This window comes from Streptomyces sp. NPDC020489 (assembly GCF_044386545.1).
In the GTDB taxonomy this organism is placed as follows: domain Bacteria; phylum Actinomycetota; class Actinomycetes; order Streptomycetales; family Streptomycetaceae; genus Streptomyces.
On the sequence record NZ_JBIRUZ010000005.1, the window covers coordinates 523,433 to 538,720 of the forward strand.

13 protein-coding genes and 2 pseudogenes are annotated in these 15,288 nt (G+C 72.5%); 10 read left to right on the forward strand and 5 right to left on the reverse strand.

Annotated elements, in window-relative coordinates:
* Positions 1 to 137: 137 nt before the first annotated feature.
* A complete protein-coding gene (locus ACH41F_RS16330; protein WP_398836398.1) occupies positions 138 to 2,150 on the forward strand; it encodes a DUF1996 domain-containing protein in 2,013 nt (670 codons plus the stop codon).
* Positions 2,151 to 2,335: 185 nt separating this feature from the next.
* On the opposite strand, the gene ACH41F_RS16335 is transcribed toward ACH41F_RS16330, so the two are convergent.
* The gene (locus tag ACH41F_RS16335) at positions 2,336 to 2,950 is read right to left on the reverse strand and encodes a dihydrofolate reductase family protein (protein ID WP_398836116.1); all 615 of its coding nucleotides are present in this window, start codon (positions 2,948 to 2,950) and stop codon (positions 2,336 to 2,338) included.
* A gap of 196 nt (positions 2,951 to 3,146) precedes the next feature.
* Here ACH41F_RS16335 and ACH41F_RS16340 point away from each other — a divergent pair.
* A pseudogene (locus ACH41F_RS16340) lies at positions 3,147 to 3,690 on the forward strand (GNAT family N-acetyltransferase).
* Positions 3,691 to 3,750: 60 nt separating this feature from the next.
* Here the strand turns inward: ACH41F_RS16340 and ACH41F_RS16345 are convergent.
* Together ACH41F_RS16345 and ACH41F_RS16350 are read right to left on the reverse strand one after the other, a co-directional pair.
* Positions 3,751 to 4,862 (reverse strand): annotated as a pseudogene (locus ACH41F_RS16345) (ABC transporter substrate-binding protein).
* Positions 4,859 to 5,098, reverse strand: a complete 240-nt coding sequence (locus tag ACH41F_RS16350; RefSeq protein WP_398836119.1) for a hypothetical protein — start codon at positions 5,096 to 5,098, stop codon at positions 4,859 to 4,861. Before ACH41F_RS16350 ends, ACH41F_RS16345 begins: the two are co-directional and overlap by 4 nt.
* A gap of 166 nt (positions 5,099 to 5,264) precedes the next feature.
* On the opposite strand from ACH41F_RS16350, the gene ACH41F_RS16355 reads away from it, so the two are divergent.
* From ACH41F_RS16355 to ACH41F_RS16365, 3 genes are all read left to right on the forward strand, one after another.
* On the forward strand, positions 5,265 to 5,783 hold the full coding sequence (locus tag ACH41F_RS16355; RefSeq protein WP_398836122.1) for a GIY-YIG nuclease family protein: 519 nt from the start codon (positions 5,265 to 5,267) through the stop codon (positions 5,781 to 5,783).
* 69 nt (positions 5,784 to 5,852) lie between these two features.
* On the forward strand, positions 5,853 to 6,452 hold the full coding sequence (locus tag ACH41F_RS16360) for an isochorismatase family protein (protein WP_391230792.1): 600 nt from the start codon (positions 5,853 to 5,855) through the stop codon (positions 6,450 to 6,452).
* A 10-nt stretch (positions 6,453 to 6,462) separates the two neighbouring features.
* The gene (locus tag ACH41F_RS16365; protein WP_391230791.1) at positions 6,463 to 7,371 is read left to right on the forward strand and encodes a DJ-1/PfpI family protein; all 909 of its coding nucleotides are present in this window, start codon (positions 6,463 to 6,465) and stop codon (positions 7,369 to 7,371) included.
* A gap of 52 nt (positions 7,372 to 7,423) precedes the next feature.
* On the opposite strand, the gene ACH41F_RS16370 is transcribed toward ACH41F_RS16365, so the two are convergent.
* Positions 7,424 to 8,629, reverse strand: coding sequence for an erythromycin esterase family protein (locus tag ACH41F_RS16370; RefSeq protein WP_391230790.1), 1,206 nt, complete (start codon positions 8,627 to 8,629; stop codon positions 7,424 to 7,426).
* A gap of 58 nt (positions 8,630 to 8,687) precedes the next feature.
* Between ACH41F_RS16370 and ACH41F_RS16375 the strand changes: the two genes are divergently transcribed.
* Positions 8,688 to 9,404, forward strand: a complete 717-nt coding sequence (locus ACH41F_RS16375; RefSeq protein ID WP_398836126.1) for a TioE family transcriptional regulator — start codon at positions 8,688 to 8,690, stop codon at positions 9,402 to 9,404.
* A 101-nt stretch (positions 9,405 to 9,505) separates the two neighbouring features.
* Here the strand turns inward: ACH41F_RS16375 and ACH41F_RS16380 are convergent, their stop codons facing one another.
* Entirely contained in the window at positions 9,506 to 10,171 is a 666-nt protein-coding gene (locus tag ACH41F_RS16380; RefSeq protein WP_391230788.1) for an FCD domain-containing protein, read from the reverse strand.
* Between the two features lie 159 nt (positions 10,172 to 10,330).
* Here ACH41F_RS16380 and ACH41F_RS16385 point away from each other — a divergent pair, with 159 nt between their 5' ends.
* From ACH41F_RS16385 to ACH41F_RS16400, 4 genes are read left to right on the forward strand one after another with little or no spacing between them, the layout of a single operon-like run.
* The gene (locus ACH41F_RS16385; protein WP_391230787.1) at positions 10,331 to 11,551 is read left to right on the forward strand and encodes a sarcosine oxidase subunit beta family protein; all 1,221 of its coding nucleotides are present in this window, start codon (positions 10,331 to 10,333) and stop codon (positions 11,549 to 11,551) included.
* 10 nt (positions 11,552 to 11,561) lie between these two features.
* Positions 11,562 to 11,858, forward strand: a complete 297-nt coding sequence (locus ACH41F_RS16390; protein WP_391230786.1) for a sarcosine oxidase subunit delta family protein — start codon at positions 11,562 to 11,564, stop codon at positions 11,856 to 11,858.
* Positions 11,855 to 14,668 (forward strand): 2Fe-2S iron-sulfur cluster-binding protein, encoded by a 2,814-nt coding sequence (locus ACH41F_RS16395; RefSeq protein ID WP_398836129.1) that lies wholly within the window; start codon positions 11,855 to 11,857, stop codon positions 14,666 to 14,668. Before ACH41F_RS16390 ends, ACH41F_RS16395 begins: the two co-directional genes overlap by 4 nt.
* Positions 14,661 to 15,269, forward strand: coding sequence for a sarcosine oxidase subunit gamma family protein (locus tag ACH41F_RS16400; protein ID WP_391230784.1), 609 nt, complete (start codon positions 14,661 to 14,663; stop codon positions 15,267 to 15,269). Before ACH41F_RS16395 ends, ACH41F_RS16400 begins: the two co-directional genes overlap by 8 nt.
* The last annotated feature ends 19 nt before the right edge of the window (positions 15,270 to 15,288 follow it).

The following is a 15,288-nucleotide window of genomic DNA, read 5'->3' on the forward strand; positions in this document are numbered from 1 at the left end:
TCGTGGTCCGGGATCCGTATGGGGCGGGGGATTTCCATGCCGGGACGGACGACACGCGCAGGAGTACTTCCGTGGGACGCAACAAGCGCAGACGCCCAACAGGTGCGCGGCGGGCCACCTTTGCCGCCGTAGCTCTCATGCTGGGAGGTGGTGGCCTGGTCGCCGCGAATGTGTACGCCTCCGCGACCGAGAGCGGATCCGGGTCCAGCCAGTCCGCTGACGGCTGGGGCGCGGGCACGATCGGCTGCCCGGACGTGGGTGACGCGCTGACCAGCGTGCCCGACGGCGCCAGGGCGGAGGTCGACAAGGAGCTCGCCGGTCTGGACCAGCAGACTGCCCAGGCCTACCAGCAGTTGCAGGGGCCGGTGCAGGACCGTGAGGCCGCCGAGAGCCAGATCATGAAGCCGCTGGCGGAGAACCGGGCGGCGACGATCGAGCGCATAACCGCCGCCCTCGACCGCGCGGGGGGCGAGCGTCCCGAGGGCATCGACGAGTTGGCGACCTGCACCCTGCGTCAGTCCGACGACTCGGTCGACGGGGAGGACGGCGCCCAGAACGGCCAGGAGGGCGGGGACGGCCAGGGCGGCCAAGAGGGTCAGGACGGCCAGGACGGCCAGGAGCAGAACGGTCAGGGCGAGCAACAACAGGGCAACGGCGGGCAGTCCGGCAACGGCCCCGTCGCCGCCGACTATGCCGACATCACCTCCGCCCCGCCCGCCGCGCAACCGCCGAACGCCGCAGCCGGCGCCTCCCGCGGCACCTTCGTCACGAGCTGCGGAGTCAACGCCAACGGCCTGTTCAACTCGGACAACGTGATCGTGGCCCCGGGTGTGTCCAACGGCGCCCACCACTTCCACGACTACATCGGCAACCAGGCCAACAACGCCTTCGCCGACGACAACGAACTGGCCGCCGCTGCCACCAGCTGCGTGGACCAGGGCGACAGGTCCTCCTACTACTGGCCCGTCCTGCGTCTGCAGAACGGCACCCAGGAACAGGACGCGGGCGCCCCCGGCGGCGGCACCGAGGGCAACGCCGGTGAGATCGTCACGCCCAAGGAGGTCACCCTGACCTTCGTCGGCAACCCGACGAGCAAAGTCACGGCCATGCCGCGGCTGCTGCGCATCATCACCGGCGACGCCAAGGCGTTCGTCAACGGCACCGCCAACGCCAACGCGTCCTGGAGCTGCACCGGGTTCGAGGACCGCCAGTTGAAGGACAAGTACCCGGTGTGTCCGCAGGGCAGTGACGTGGTCCGTACGTTCAGGTTCCAGAGCTGCTGGGACGGGCGCAACATCGACAGCGCCAACCACCGTACGCACGTGGCGTTCGCCCAGGCCGACGGCTCCTGCCCGGCCGGCTTCCAGGCCATCCCGCAACTGGTCCAGCGCATCGTCTACGACGTCGACGCGCCGAGCCTCCAGGACGGCGGCCGCACCGCTCCGCTCTTCGCCGTGGACGCCTTCCCGGAGCAGCTGCACAAGCCCGTCACCGACCACGGCGACTTCATCAACGTCTTCGACGAGAACCTGATGAACGAGATGGTCGGCTGCATCAACGACGGCCGCACGTGCGGCGCGGCCGCCGACGAGGAGCCCGGCTCCGGCGACGACGGCAACGGCAACGGCAACGGCAACGGCAACAACGACGACGGTTCAGACGACGGGGCCGACAACGGCTCGGGCAACGGTTCCGGTCAGGAGCCTGGTTCCGACAACGGTTCCGGTCAGGAACCCGGTACCGACAACGGCTCCACTCCCCCGCCCGGCAACGGCGCGGAGGGCGACGGCGGGTCCGACGACGAACCGCAGGCGACACCGACCGCCGACGATTCCACCGCACCGGCACCCGCCCCCGCACCCGACAAGGACGAGCCCAAGACGTACAGCTCGCCCTCGGCCACCCAGCGGCCCGCGACGCAGTCCCCCGACGCCACGTCCTACCCCCAGGACGACAACCCGTCGAACGCGTCGCAGTCCCCTTCGACGGGTGTCGTGGCACAGCCTCCCGCCGGTGCCGAGACCGAACCGCAGGGCGGCAGCGACTCCCTCGCCGAGACCGGCACCCAGCTGTGGCCGGCCGCGGCCGGAGCGGTCCTGCTGATCTGCGGGTTCGTCCTCCTGCGTCGCACCAGGCGCCGCTACAGCTGACGCCGCGCCGGGTCACCCACCTGTAAGCACCTCACCGAGCGCGTCCTGGACGCGGGCTGTGGTCAAACCGGCCCGGTCCAGGACGCGCCCCGTCCCGGCCACCATGAGCGGGCCGGGGCCCCACGATGAGTACGTTGTCCATCCGCTGGAGCGTCACGCGGGGTCTCCTCGATCTCGTGCGAACTTCACCTGGTGAAGCGGTACTTGAGGTGGGTGGCCAGCGGGGTGTCGACCACTCGCACCACTTCCAGGGTCCGCCGCCCCGTGTCCAGCCCGCCGAGAAGTCGCACGCCCTCCCCCAACAGCGCCGGTACGACGTGCAGTTGGAGTTCGTCGATGAGGCCCGCCGCGAGGTACTGCCGTACCGTGCTCGCGCCGCCCGCGATGTCGACGTTGCGCTCACCGGCGGCGGCCTTCGCCTGGTCGAGGGCGCTGTGGATGCCGTCGGTGACGAACGTGAAGACGGTGCCTCCCTGCTTGACCAGGGTCCGGCGGGGTCGGTGGGTGAGGACGAAGACCGGAGTGCGGAACGGCGGGTTGTCGCCCCAGAACTCCTCCCCGGTGTCGTACATCATCCGCCCCATGACCACCGCTCCGGTGACGTCGAACCACTCCCGCATCAGCTCCGAGTCACGGTTCTCCTCTCCGCCGCTCAGCCCCTGGCGCTCGCGCCAGCTCGCCAGGTTGTGGATCCACTCGAAGAGCGGCTCGGCGCCGTCGCCGCCCGGGTTGTCGAGGCTGACGTCGGTGCCGGCGACGAAGCCGTCGAGGGACATGGCCAGATCCGCGGTGACGGTCACGATGGGAACTCCTCGGTGCTCGGGACGCGCTGTCTTCACTCTCCCGTCGATCGGGAAGCGGCGCGTTCGACACGGCCGCGACTCGGTGCGCCGGCGAGTTTCCTGCACTCGGCTCCCGGCCAGGAGCCACGGGATACGGCTCCGAGCGGTCGCATATTCGTTTGCCGTCGTGCGCTGCGGCCGATAGGAATCCCGCATGCTTCGAGGCAGCAAGGTCGGGCTCAGGGCCCGCCACGAGGAAGACGTCCCGATCCTGCGGGCCGAGCTCTACGACGACGTGGTCAACTCCTCCCGCGGCGGAGAGCGGTCCGTGGCGGCCCGTCTCTCCGGGGTCGAAGGATCCGCGGCTCGTCGTGGACGACAAGGAGCAGGGCCATGTCCCGTTCTCCGTGGTGGAGTTGGAGGGCGGCACCCTGATCGGCACGGCGACGCTGTGGGGCATCGACACCCACAACCGCCTCGCGCACATCGGGCTGGGCCTGCTGCCGTCCGCCCGTGGCAAGGGATACGGCACGGACGTGGTGGCGGTGCTGTGCCACTACGGATTCGTCGTGCGCGGTCTGCAACGGCTCCAGATCGAGACCCTGTCGGACAACGCCGCGATGCTGCGCTCCGCCGAGCGCAACGGTTTCGTTCGCGAGGGTGTGCTGCGCTCCTCGGCCTGGGTGATGGGCCAGTTCATGGACGAGGTGCTGCTCGGGCTCCTCGCCCGGGACTGGAAGCAGGACACGAAGATCTGAGGGACCGGTCCCGTCTCACCTTGACGGGGCCCGCGCTCGGCCCCGTTCGGGCTACCCGGCTCACCCGGTGTGCCGGACCCGGAAACGGCCGGGCTCCGCCACATCCCGCTCGACGACCTGGATCGGCGCCTCGGCCCACTGCCACACGCCGATGCCCGGTACGCGGGAGAAGCGGATCGTCCCCCGCGTACCCTCGACCGACACCCGCGGCCAGGACTCGGCGACGCGCCCCCGGTCCGTACCGTGAGAGCGCAGCACCTCGGCGAGGACGAGGACCGTGTCGTACCCCTCGAAGGCGACGAACGAGGGTGTCCCGCCCAGCAGTTCACGCAATCCGTTCTCGGCTCGTGCGCCGAGCGCGGTGAGGCGCTCGGGAAGGTAGCGCAGGAACGGGACCCCGGCGCCGTCCTCCCCGAGCAGCGTCGCCCATTCGGCGAACTCCGGTTGCCCGGCCGGGGCGCCGATGAGCACGTCGGTCAGGCGCTGGTCCCGGCGGACGGCCCGGACGACCGGTACGGCCGGGTCCGGGTGGCCCACCAACAGCAGCAGGGCGGTCGCGCCGCTGTCGGCCAGTTCCTCGCACAGGGCCGCCGGAGTGAGCGCGTTCATGTCGAACTCGCTGACCGTGCCGCCGCGTTGGCCGAGGTGATCGCGCAGAACGCGGGTGCCGGACGCCCAGTAGACACTCGGCTGGACCGCCACGGCGATGTGCCGGTGGCCCGCGCCGAGCAGGAAGTCCGCGTACGCCTGCCAGCCGCGGGACTGCGGCGGGGAGAGGCGCGCGACCCAGGGCGTCGACCGGTCGGTGAGCGCGTCGAGCACCGCCGACGAGCACAGATACGGCAGACCGAGGGCGTGGGCCCTTGCGGCGACGGCACGCGCCACGACGCTGTGGTACTCCCCCGCCAGGGCGACGACGCCCAGGTCCGCCAGTTCGTCCACGGCCGCCGCGGCCTTCAGCGGATCCGCCGCGGTGTCCCGGACCACCAGTTCCAGCGGGCGTCCGAGGATGCCCCCGGCGTCGTTCACCTCACCGACGGCCAGTTCGAGGCCGCCGAGCAGATGCCGGCCGGCCTCGGCCCAACCGGGCCGCGTCAGCGGGGCGAGCACGCCGACCTGGACGGATGCCCCGTCGGTCCGCCGCGCTCCGGGGGCGATGAGGGCGTCTTCATACGGCGTCTCCCGAGTGGCGCTTGGGTCGCAGGCTGCCCGGCTCGCCGCCGGACGAGAGCCGACCGTACGCGGTCGCCCCGCCCCGCCGACCGTAGGCGTACGTCGTCCCGCCCCGTCGCACGTACATGTACGTCCTCCCGCCCCGCCGCACGCCCGCGTACGCCGCGTCCGTCCGCTCGTACGCGTACATCCCGCCCCGCCGCGACAGGCGCACCTGGCTGATCATGCCGGTCATTGCACCCACCGCGCTCACCGGCGGGCAGCGATTATCCGCGCCCGGCCCGTTGCCACGCGCCAGACCCGTCGACGTCCCGTTGTCAGACCCCCGTGCCACCGTGGGGGCAGGGCAGCGGTCGTACATCGACACATCGGTATATCGCTCTGTCGTAGGAGGGCCGGTCATGGCCGACGTGGACGCACAGTTCCTGCGCAGCCTGTTCGACGAGGAAGGGAGCCTGCACACCGCCGGGCGGACCGCGCTGTACCGGCTCTACGGGCCCGAGGGCCTGCTGTACGTCGGGATCACGATCTGTCCTCTCACCCGTATCCGCACCCATCTGCGCGAACAGCCCTGGGGCTCGCGCGTCATCGCCGTCCGGATCGACTACCCCGACGACCCGGAGGCGGCCGAGCGTCGAGCCGTCCGCGCCGAACAGCCGCGCCACAACGTGGTGTTCAACGGCCCCGTCGCGCCTCCGCCGCCCGATCCCGCCTCGCGTCCCAGGACCCGCCTCACCGTCGAGCGACGGCGCCTGGCGGAGCTGGAGGCCGCCGTGCCCGAGTCCGCCACGCACGTCCGTCTGCTCGCCCGCGCCATCGCGGCGAAGCGGCGCAGGATCGCGGACCTCACCCGGGACCTCCAGGACGCCGAGGGCGCGGGGGTCCGTGTCGCGCCCCGTCCCCGGAAGGAGCGGCCGTGACCGGATCGGTCCGCCTCCGGACCCGATGCGGCCTGTCGTCGGCGGGCCCGGGCGGGCCAGGCTGGGGACATGACCCGAGCACTGATCGTCATCGATGTCCAGGAGTCCTTCCGCGCCCGGCCGCTGTGGGAGGCCATCTCCGATCCGAAGATCGCCGACAAGGTGAACCGTCTGGTCCGGCTCGCGCGCCGCGCCGGGGACCTGGTGGTGTGGGTGCTGCACTCCGAGCCGGGCAGCGGCGGCGTCTTCGACCCGGCGCTCGGCCAGGTGCGGCTGCTGGAGGAGCTGGAGCGCGCCGACGGCGAGCCGTTGCTCCACAAGACCTCGCACAACGCGTTCACCACGACCAATCTGCACCAGCTCCTGACCGAGCGGGGTGTCCGGGAGCTCACGGTCTGCGGTATCCGCACCGAGCAGTGCGTGGAGACCACCGCGCGCGTGGGCAGCGACCTCGGGTTCCAGGTCACCTTCGTCGTGGACGCGACCGCGACGAACCCGATCCCGCACCGCGACGCCCCCGAGGACCAGAGCGTCGCCGAACTCCTCGCCGACCCCCGGACCCTGCCCGCCCAGGAGGTCGTCCGGCGGACCGAGTACGTCCTCGCCGGGCGCTTCGCCACCATCGCCACGGTCGACGAGCTGGAAGCCGCGGCCGACCGTACGGCATGATGACCGGATCGTGAGCCACGTCGTCTTCTTCCTGGTGCCCGGAGTCCATCTGCTGGACCTGGCCGGCCCCGCGCAGGTCTTCTCCACGGCCGCCGGCTTCGGGCACCCCTACACGCTGTCCTACGTCGCCGAGCAGCCGCAGGTCCCCACCGCTCAGGGGGTGCCGTTGGTGGCGGGGCTGGAGTGGCCCCGGCTCGGGCCCGAGGACCTGGTCGTGGTGCCCGGTTGGCGTGCGGTCACGCTGGCCGATTCGCCCGTCATCGGCGCCGCGGCCCTCGGGATGCTGCGGGACCACCATGCCCGGGGCGGGACGGTGGCCAGCGTCTGCGCCGGGGCCGAGGCGCTCGGGCAGGCCGGACTCCTTCAGGGGCGGCGCTGCACCACCCACCACGACGTGCAGGACGAACTGGCCCGGCGCCATCGCGGCGCGCTCGTCGTCCGCGACGTGCTGTTCACCTCCGACGACCGGGTGATCACCTCGGCCGGCATCGCCAGCGGCATCGACCTGGCCCTGCACCTGGTCGCCGACCGGCACGGCCCCGCCGTCGCCGCCCAGGTCGCCCGGGAGATGGTCGTCTACGCCCGCCGCAATGGTCACGAGCCGCAGTCCAGCGCGATGTTCCGGCACCGCGCCCACCTCGACGACACCGTGCACCGCGCCCAGGACCTCATCGACACCCGCTTCGACCAGCCGCTGCCCCTGCCCGCCCTGGCCACGGCCGTCGGCGTCAGCGAACGCACCCTCACCCGCCTCTTCACCCGCGCCACCGGACTCACCCCGCTGCGCTACCAGCAGGCCCTCCGCCTCGAACGCGCCCAGCACCTCATCAGCCACGGCGCCACACTCGACGCGGCGGCCCGCTCGGTGGGCTTCACGGATCCCCGCATGCTGCGCCGCCTGCGCGCGCGTACGGAGTGACACCGCACAGAGGGTGTACGCCGCGTGCAGAGCGACACCGGTCAGGGCGCGGTCAGGTCTGCGGGACGTCCCCGACGAACACGATCCCGTTCTGGTCGGCCAGGTGCGCCGGGTCGAGCGGGGCGTAGCCGAAGTACGGGGACACCCGGGCGGCGGGCGGTGTCGGGGCGAGGGTGGTGGCCAGGCGGGGCGCGTCGATGACGCAGGGGTGCTCCGGGAGGGCGTACAGCAGGCCCTCGACGGTGTCCGGGGGCGGGGTGTCGACGCCCTGGCGCCGGAGGGTGCCGAGGGCCGTGGCCAGGAAGGCGTACTCCTCGCCCAGGCGGGAGCTCACGATCGCGCCGGCGCTCCACCACTCCACCAGGGGCTGGTCCCACATGCGCATCGTGCTCAGGTGACGCTGGAGGTGGGCGTTGTGCGCGTGGACGAGGACTGGGCCGCGGTCGGCGAGGGCGAGGAGGTTCTCGGCCATCAACTGGGCCCGCTGGCTCAGCAGACGCGCCATGCGCCGCGGTGTGGGGTCGGCCATCCAGTGGTGGTAGCGCAGCAGGCCGACGGCGGTACGTCCGTACAGGCGCGCCCGGTACCACTCGTCCGGTGTGCCCGTGGCCATCAGGTGCGGGGTCCGGGCGTCGAGCAGTGCCACCAAGTCGTCGGCGAGCAGACGTAGTTGGGCGGCTTCGGGCGACCGTCCGATTGAGCGGGTCGGGTCGGTCATCGCGGCGGGCTCGGTCCAGCGCTCGTCGGTGCCGATGAGCCGGTCGAGGGTGTCCGCGGTGCACGGGAGCAGGTCCGGGTCCAGCCGGGCCGAGAGGTGGTCGTGGAGTGCGGTGAGGGCCTGGCGGGGGCTCGCGGCGCCGGTGATCTCCAGTGGGCCGTCGAGACCGGCGAAGCGGACGTGCTCGGACGCGGGGCGGTCCTCGTTGTGGGCACGCATCCAGCGCACGAGAGCGCGGTTGGCGGCGGAGGCGCCGAAGCCGTGGCTGAACCCTCGCTCCATGACCTCGTCGAGGGTGCCGGTGCCCGAGGTGACGTGGTCGTCGACGGTCAGGGCCATGAGGCAGTCGCTCTCGATGGCGACGGTCCGGTAGCCCTCCTGCTCGACGAGCTGCCGGAAGAGGTCGTTGCGCACGTCGAGCAGCAGGTCCTCGCCATGGGTGGGCTCCCCCAGCGCGAGCACCCGCGGCCGGCTCGGGAACAGCCCCATGACTGCGGCCGCTTCGACGGGACGGACGGCGGATGTGAGGTCGGTTGCCATGCCTTCAACGCTATCGTTGAAGTCCCGGTTGAAACTTCTGTACGAAATCAGCGGTGCGATGGGACGAAACCTTCAAACCACGCGAGGGCTCAGGCCGGTCGACCTGGCTCGCGGGCACGGCCTGTCCACGCAGGCGGTCAGGAACTACGAAGAGGCGGGCATCCTCCCGACCGCCGACCGCACCCCGCACGGCTACCGCACCTACACCCCGCTGCACGCGCGGGCCCTGCGCACGTTCCTCGCCCTGGTGCCCGCCCACGGCCACCGGACTGCGACCTCGATCATGCGGGCGGTGAACGGCGGTGACGCCGAGGGGGCGTTGCGCCTCGTCGACGAGAGTCACGCCCAACTCCTCGACGACCGGCGGACCCTCGACGCCGTGGAGCGCGCCCTCCGGGACCTGGAGCCCGATCCCGGTCCCGACCCCGCGCCCGCCGACCTGTTCATCGGACCGCTGGCGCGGCGGCTCGGCCTGCGCCCCGCGACCCTGCGCGCCTGGGAGCGCGCCGGGCTGGTGCGCCCGCGCCGCGACCCGCGCACCGGATACCGCGTCTACGACGAGGCTGACGTGCGCGATGCCCGTATGGCCCACCAACTCCGGCGCGGCGGCTACCTGTTGGAGCAGATCGCCCCGCTGATCGCCCAGGTGCGGGCGGCCGGCGGGACGGAACCGCTGGAGGTCGTCCTGCGCGACTGGCGCGACCGGCTCGCCACCCGGGGTCGCGCGATGCTGACCGGGGCCGCGGAGCTGGACGCCTACCTCCGCGCGCGCTGATCAGGTCCGCGTCGCGGGCCGCCCGCAGCCGACGCACGGGCCCCTCCCCAGGGGCCGAGCGCCACGTCCATCCGCCCCCTGATCGCCCGAGGGCGCGCCGGTCAGATGAGCCCGCGGATCGCCGTCTCGAAGCCCCGCACATGGCTCGCGGCAAGCGCCGCCGCCTTCTCCGCGTCGCCGTCGACGACGGCGCTCACCAGCGGCTGGTGCTCGTGCACATGGCCGGCCATGTCGGGAAGCCGGTCGACGAACAGGCACCAGATGCGGGTGGCCAGGTTGTCGTAGCGGACGAGGGTGTCCTGGAGGTACGGGTTGTGCGTGGCGGCGTACAGGGCACGGTGGATGCGTAGGTCCAGGCGCATCAGCTCGGTCGCGTCCCGCCGGCCGGGGTCCGCGCTCTCCAGCTCGCGCCGCAGCTCGGTGAGGGTCGCGCGGTCGGTGGCCGTGGCGCGGCGTGCGGCCCGGGCGGCGGCGAGGGGCTCCAGTTCCTGGCGCACCTCGGAGATGTGGGCCAGGTCGGTGATGTTGACCTCGGTGGCGAAGGTGCCGCGTCGCGGGTAGGTCGTGATGAGCCGCTCGTACTGGAGCCGCTTGAGCGCCTCGCGCACGGGGGTCCGGCCGACGCCGAGGGACTGCCCGAGGTGTTCCTCGTTGATCGGCGCGCCCGGCCGGATCTCCAGCATGACGAGCTGGTCGCGGATGGCCCGGTAGGCCCGCTCAGCGAGGGACGGCTCCCCGCCCCCGGGCTCGGCCGCCGAATGCTGCATGCGATGTCCCCTTGACCGGTCCTGGCGAACTCCCATACCTTACCGGACAGCCTGATATATCAGTTGCGGATTAGTTGACACCCAGGACGGTGCACCGATGGCAACCGACCCGTCGTCCACCCCGGCCGCCTCTCCCCTCCCCCTGGACGGAGCCCCAGCATGAGCGCCGAACCCCTGCCGGAGCACCCGGACTTCCTGTGGCGCAACCCCGAGCCGAAGCGGTCCTACGACGTCGTCATCGTGGGCGGCGGCGGGCACGGCCTGGCCACCGCCTACTACCTCGCCAAGAACCACGGCATCACCAAGGTCGCCGTTCTGGAGAAGGGCTGGCTGGCCGGCGGCAACATGGCCCGCAACACCACGATCATCCGCTCCAACTACCTCTGGGACGAGAGCGCGGCGATCTACGAGCACGCGCTCAAGCTGTGGGAACGGCTCCCCGAGGAGCTGGACTACGACTTCCTGTTCAGCCAGCGCGGTGTCCTCAACCTCGCGCACACTCTTCAGGACGTCCGCGAGGGCGTGCGCCGCGTCAACGCCAACCGGCTCAACGGGGTCGACGCCGAGTGGCTGGAGCCGGACGAGGTCGCCAAGGTCTGCCCCATCCTCAACGTCTCGCCCCGCACCCGGTATCCGGTCCTGGGCGGCACCTTCCAGCCGCGCGCCGGCATCGCCAAGCACGACCACGTCGCCTGGGCGCTGGCCCGCCGCGCGGACGAGCTGGGCGTGGACCTGATCCAGGGCTGCGAGGTCACCGGCTTCCTCAAGGACGGCGACCGGGTCGTGGGCGTCGAGACCGACCGCGGCCGCATCCTCGCCGGGCTGGTCGGCCTCGCCGCCGCCGGACACAGCAGCGTGCTGGCCGAGCGGGCGGGCGTACGGCTGCCGGTGCAGTCCCATCCGCTCCAGGCGCTCGTCTCCGAGCTGCACGAACCGGTGCACCCGACGGTGGTCATGTCCAACCACGTCCATGTGTACGTCTCCCAGGCCCACAAGGGCGAGTTGGTGATGGGGGCGGGCGTGGACTCCTACAACGGCTACGGGCAGCGCGGCTCCTTCCACGTGATCGAGCGTCAGATGGCCGCCGCGGTCGAGCTGTTCCCCGTCTTCGCCCGCGCGCACGTACTGCGCACCTGGGGCGGCATCGTCGACGTCACCCCGGACGCCTCGCCGATCATCGGCGCCACGCCCGTCGGGAACCTCTTCGTCAACTGCGGCTGGGGGACGGGCGGTTTCAAGGCCACTCCGTCGGCCGGCTGGACCTTCGCGCACACCCTCGCCACCGGTGAACCGCACCCGCTCAACGCCCCCTTCGCGCTGGACCGGTTCACCACCGGCGCGCTGATCGACGAACACGGCGCCGCGGCCGTGGCCCACTGAGGAGGACACCGTGCTGCTGATCGACTGCCCCTGGTGCGGGCCCCGGAACGAGACCGAGTACCACTACGGCGGACAGGCCCACGTCCCCTACCCCGAGTCCCCCGCCGACCTCACCGACGAGCAGTGGGCCGCGTACGTCTTCTACCGCGACAACCCCAAGGGCCCTTTCGCCGAACGGTGGATGCACGGCGTGGGTTGCCGCCGCTGGTTCAACGTCCTGCGCGACACCGCCACCCACGAGGTGCTGACCTCCTACCGGCCCGACGAGCCCCGCCCCGAACTCCCCCGGTCCGGAGGGACCCGATGACCGACCAGCGCTTCCGGCTCCGGCAGGGCGGCCGCGTGGACCGGACCCGCCTGCTGCGATTCACCCTCGACGGACGGGAGTTGACCGGCCACCCCGGCGACACCCTCGCCTCGGCGATGCTGGCGAACGGCCTCGTCGAGGTCGCCCCCTCGCTCTACCGCGGCCGCCCGCGCGGTGTCGTCGCCGCGGGTGTCGAGGAGCCCAACGCCCTGGTCCGGACCGAGGGTTCGTGCGCGGAGAGCATGCTCCCCGCCACGACCGTGGAGCTCTACGACGGCCTGTCCGCCATCACGCTCTCCGGCATGGGCCCCCTGGACCCGACCCCCGACTCCGCCCTCTACGACAAGAAGTACGCCCACACCGACGTCCTGGTCGTCGGCGCCGGACCGGCCGGGCTGGCGGCCGCCGCGGTCGCCGCCGGCTCGGGCGCCCGCGTGATCCTCGTCGACGAGCAGCCCGAGCCCGCCGAGGGGGATCGGACCGCCGAGCACGCGGCCCTCGACGCCGCCCCCGAGACCGTCGTCCTGCACCGCACCACGGCCTTCGGGTCCTACGACGACAACTACGTGCTCGCCCTCCAGCGCCGCACCGACCACCTCGGCGCCGACGCCCCCGAGGGCGTCTCCCGGCAGCGGCTGTGGCACATCCGGGCCCGCCAGGTGATCCTCGCGACCGGCGCGCACGAGCGCCCCCTGGTCTTCGCAGGCAACGACCGGCCCGGCGTGATGCTCGCCGGGGCCGTCCGCATCTACCTCGACCGGTATGCCGTGGTGCCGGGTTCGCGGGCCGTGGTGAGCACGACCAACGACAGCGCCTACGACACGGTCGCCGCCCTGCACCGGGCGGGCGTCACGGTGGCCGCCGTCGTGGACGCGCGCGCCGAACTGTCCCCCCGGGCCGCCGAGATCGCCGCCACGACCGGCGTGCGGGTCCTGACCGGCAGTGCGGTGGTGGACACCTCGGGCGACCGTCGGATCACCGGAGTCACCGTGCGGGGCCTCGACGCCGAGGACCGGCTCGTCGGCGACCCCGGCCGGTTCGACTGCGACCTCCTCGCTGTCTCGGGCGGCTGGAGCCCGGTCGTGCACCTGCACAGCCAGCGCCAGGGCAGGCTGCGGTGGGACGCCGAGCTGGTCGCCTTCGTGCCCGACGGGGCCGTACGGGACCAGCAGGTCGTGGGGGCGGCGCGGGGCACGTACGACCTGCACTCCTGTCGGGCGGAGGGGGCGCGGGCGGGCGCGGTGGCCGCGACGCGGGCCGGGTTCCCGGTCGCCGTACCGGCCGACGTCCCACAGCCCGCACCAGGTCCCACACGGGCCCTGTGGCTGGTGCCCGGCCCCGACGACGGCTGGGACACCCACTTCGTCGACCTCCAGCGCGATGTCACCGTCGCCGACGTCCGGCGCTCCGCCGGCACCGGCATGCGCGGGGTCGAGCACGTCAAGCGCTACACCTCGCTCGGCACGGCGAACGACCAGGGCAAGACGTCCGGCGTCAACGCCATCGGGGTGATCGCGGAGCTCCTGGGCGGCACCCCGGGCGAGATCGGCACCACGGCGTACCGGGCGCCGTACACGCCGATCGCCTTCGCCGCCCTCGCCGGCCGGGAGCGCGGCGAGCTGTTCGACCCGGAGCGCACGACGTCGATCCACCGCTGGCACGTGACACAGGGCGCGGTGTTCGAGAACGTCGGGCAGTGGAAGCGCCCCCGGTACTACCCCCGGCCCGGCGAGGACATGGACGCGGCCGTGGACCGCGAGTGCCGCGCGGCCCGCGAGGCGGTGGCGTTCATGGACGCCTCCACCCTCGGCAAGATCGAGATATGGGGCGCGGACGCGGGCGAGTTCCTCAACCGCGTCTACACCAACGCCTTCAAGAAGCTGAAGCCCGGCACGGCCCGTTACGGCGTCATGTGCAAACCCGACGGCATGATCTTCGACGACGGTGTCACCCTCCGGCTCGACGACGACCGCTACTTCATGACCACCACGACCGGCAACGCCGCCGCGGTGCTCGACTGGCTGGAGGAGTGGCTCCAGACCGAGTGGCCCGAACTCGACGTGCACTGCACCTCGGTGACCGAGCAGTGGGCGACCGTCGCCGTCGTCGGACCGCGGTCCCGGGAGGTGGTCGCTCAGCTCGCCCCCGAGCTCGACCTGTCCAACGAGGCCTTCCCGTTCATGGCGTTCCGCGAGACCACCCTCGCCGCCGGCATCCCGGCGCGCATCTGCCGGATCTCCTTCTCCGGCGAACTCGCCTACGAGGTCAACGTCTGCTCCTGGTACGGCCTCGCGGTCTGGGAGGAGGTCGACGCGATCGGCCGGCCGTACGGCATCACCCCGTACGGCACCGAGACCATGCACGTCCTGCGGGCCGAGAAGGGCTACATCATCGTCGGCCAGGACACCGACGGGACGGTCACCCCGCAGGACGCGGGCATGGGCTGGGTGGTGTCGAAGCAGAAGGACTTCATCGGCAAGCGGTCCCACGCCCGCGCCGACACCTCCCGCAGCGACCGCAGGCAACTCGTCGGCCTGCTCCCGGCCGACCGCGCGACCCGGTTGCCCGAGGGCACCCAACTCCTCGCCCCGGACGTCGACCTGGCGACAGTGCCGGTGCCGATGCTCGGCCACGTCACCTCCAGCTACCACAGCCCGGCCCTCGGCCGCCCCTTCGCGCTCGCCCTGGTCGCCGACGGGCGGGCGCGGCTCGGCCAGACCCTGCTCGCCCCGGTGGGCGAGGACCTGGTGCCCGTCGAGGTGGCCGACTGCGTCCTCTACGACCCCGAAGGGACCAAGCGCGATGGCTGAGCCCCAGCTGACGATCGACGCACGGGTGAGCCCGCTGGCGCACCTGGAGGAGCGGATGCGGGCCGCCGCGGTGACCGGGCCCCGCGGTGTCGCGCTCACCGAGCGGCCGTTCCTCACCATGGTGAACGTGCGGGTCGCCCCCGCCTCCGAAGCGGCCGACCGCATCGGTCTGGCTCTGGGGGCGCCGTTGCCCGGCCGGTGCGGGCAGACGGCGGCGTCCGGCCCTCACACGGTCTGCTGGCTGGGCCCGGACGAGTGGCTCGTGGTGTCCCACGACGAAGGCGTCCTCGCCGGGTTGCGGGAGGCTCTCGCGGGTGCCCCCGGCTCCGTCGTGGACGTCTCCGCCCACCGGACGACCCTGGAGCTCAGCGGCCCCTCCGCCCGGCAGGTCCTGGAGAAGGGCTGCCCGCTGGATCTGCACCCCCGGGTCTTCGGTCCCGGCCAGGCGATGCAGACCACGGTGGGCCCCGTCGCCGTACTGCTGTGGCAGGTCGACGAGCAACCGACGTACCGCCTGCTGCCCCGCTCCTCCTTCGCCGACCATCTCGCCCGCCGGCTCATCGACGCGATGAGCGAGTACGGCGGCCCGGAGCTGCCCTGAGGACGCCTCGGCGCGCCCG